A 2,056-nucleotide genomic window follows, 5' to 3' on the forward strand; every position below is an offset into this window, starting at 1 on the left:
CGGGTGAAGCCCAGAAAAAGGAGTTCTCGCCAAAGTCGATGCGCCGGTTTTCGGTGCCGACGATGCGCACAATGTCATGCTGCGGCAAGGTGTAATGCAGGAACGATGCGATCAGAACCACAAAAATCGTGATAAATGTCCATTTTACATAGCGCATGGCAGACCCCTCAGGCGAAATTCAGAAAGTAGATCGCAGCTATCACGGCCAGTGTCGGGATGACATAGACCAACCAGATCAGCTTCTTGCGCAGACCCTTCTCATAGTGCGCCATCCCATGCGCGATATATTCATCGCGCAACCCCGGTCCTTGGTCAGCGTCCCATGCCTTCTCCAACTCCTCGCGTTGAAGCGAGCGGGAATAGATCGACAGCAGGAAATACATGATCGTCATGCCGATAAAGCCAAAGACGGCAAGGCGGATAAGGGCAATCATCGGCGGGCCTTTCGCACAGCGCCCCATGGCCCGACAAGATCGGCCATGCTGGGGCTGGGTTTCGGTTCGGGGCGCTCCGCCTCATCCATGCCCGGCTCCGGTCCGAACAGGGACGCGCGCGCGCCTGCCTTGTCCACCTGGTATTCGCGTTCCAGAAAATCCGCGACATATTGGCGTTTGCGGTCGGACCATTTGGCATAGCTGGCGTAGAACAGTTCCTTATGTGTGATAAACATCTGCCGCACGTCCAACGGGGCCAGTTGCGACAACAACATATTGACCAGATCACGATCTTTATGCGGGCGTGACCGCAAGGTGTAGAAATAGGCCGGATGCTCCGAGGTGATGCGCGGCCAGTCGCCGCCTCCCTCCACCCAGGCCAAAAGTCGCGACAGACCAAGGAATTCATCCGGCAGCGCACTGCCCAACCGCCGCGCGATCTTGCGCAGGTCGTTGCGGGTGGCGTCGCCCAGATCAATGTCCAGCTCATCCCCGGCCTCAACCAGAATGAAGTCCATTTTCTGACGCAACACAGCCGCGCTATCCATGCCGCGGGCCTTCACGATGGGTTCTACCAGCGCGTTATCCTCCAGCCACGCCGCGATCAGGTTACGTTGGGTCAGGTCATACACAGGCATCGGCAAATCATCGAGACCAGCCACCGGGGACACTGAAATCACCGCCGGCTTTTTCACCTCGCGAAAGACGTAAAGCCCGTTGAAATAGGAGGTCCAGAAATTCGGCTGCTCAAAGCTCATCTTCGGAAGCGCGATGGGAACCCGCGTCACATCGCCGGTTTTCTTCGCCAGCCCGATCATTTCCGCCACCAGCACATCATCATGCCAGCCCGTCGGCTCCTTGCGGAACCGGTCGATCATGCCCGCCAGTTTCGCTGCATCCGCGACAAAACCACCGATGGTATCCGCCTCAATCGTGACGCGGCGAATGTCCAGCAGGCGCGCGGGCGTGGACACTTCATAAACGCTGTTCGCCAACTCCCCCGCGACCGCATCGCGCGCGGTCAGCGCGAACAACTGCGCCTCATTCGCCTCAATGAACTGACGCAAAATCCCGCGCGAGGTGGAGAAGGTGACGTTGAGCAGAGGTGCCGCTTTCTGCGCCGTGGTCAGCAGGATAAACTGCCGGTTGCAGCCATTGGGATTGAGGTAGCGATCATCGCCCAACTCATCACCGACCTCCGGCGAGTAGCCCGAAATATCAATGTGGAAATCACTCAGCTTGCTGCGCTTGCCCGTCAAATGCTCCAACGCGCGGTTGTAGCGCTCGATCAAGGCGTGCGAGGAAACCTCCACCAGATTGCCGAACATCAGCCCCTTTTCGATCAGCCGTTTCATGGGCGCCCTTTCTCAAAACTGGCCTTCACGGCATTGGCGCGGCGGGTGAAGGCGAAAAGATACCACGGCACCCAGAAGATAGCCGAAAATCCAGAGAGTTGCACAGCCTCCCAGAACCGGGGCGTGATTTCGGTCATCTGGTCGAGGTTGGCGGTGAAAAATACCGCAATCGCCGACACCCCGCAAATCAATATCCCCATAACCCGCGCATGGGACGGGCCTTTGTCAAACAGCATCGCGGGGCGGGTGACGAAAGGGACCACGAGG

Annotated in this window: 4 protein-coding genes; all 4 read right to left on the reverse strand. The window is 58.3% G+C overall.

The window, feature by feature from the left end:
* Positions 1 to 157 (reverse strand): DUF1523 family protein (locus L0H65_RS18990; RefSeq protein WP_301460761.1); only part of this gene is annotated, 157 nt, incomplete at its 3' end.
* Positions 158 to 167: 10 nt separating this feature from the next.
* Entirely contained in the window at positions 168 to 434 is a 267-nt protein-coding gene (locus L0H65_RS18995) for a hypothetical protein (protein ID WP_301460758.1), read from the reverse strand.
* The gene (locus L0H65_RS19000) at positions 431 to 1,789 is read right to left on the reverse strand and encodes a DUF6638 family protein (protein WP_301460759.1); all 1,359 of its coding nucleotides are present in this window, start codon (positions 1,787 to 1,789) and stop codon (positions 431 to 433) included. The genes L0H65_RS18995 and L0H65_RS19000 overlap by 4 nt, the downstream gene beginning before the upstream one ends.
* A partial coding sequence (locus tag L0H65_RS19005) for a hypothetical protein (RefSeq protein ID WP_301460760.1) occupies positions 1,786 to 2,056 on the reverse strand: 271 nt, incomplete at its 5' end. The genes L0H65_RS19000 and L0H65_RS19005, both read right to left, overlap by 4 nt.

The sequence above is a fragment of the Pseudorhodobacter sp. genome, from assembly GCF_030452865.1.
Lineage (GTDB): Bacteria > Pseudomonadota > Alphaproteobacteria > Rhodobacterales > Rhodobacteraceae > Pseudorhodobacter.

Bases quoted from the DNA above. Each gene is read 5' to 3' on its own strand.
- L0H65_RS18995 (WP_301460758.1), bottom strand. From the start codon at position 434: ATGATTGCCCTTATCCGCCTTGCCGTCTTTGGCTTTATCGGCATGACG.
- L0H65_RS19000 (WP_301460759.1), bottom strand. From the start codon at position 1,789: ATGAAACGGCTGATCGAAAAGGGGCTGATGTTCGGCAATCTGGTGGAG.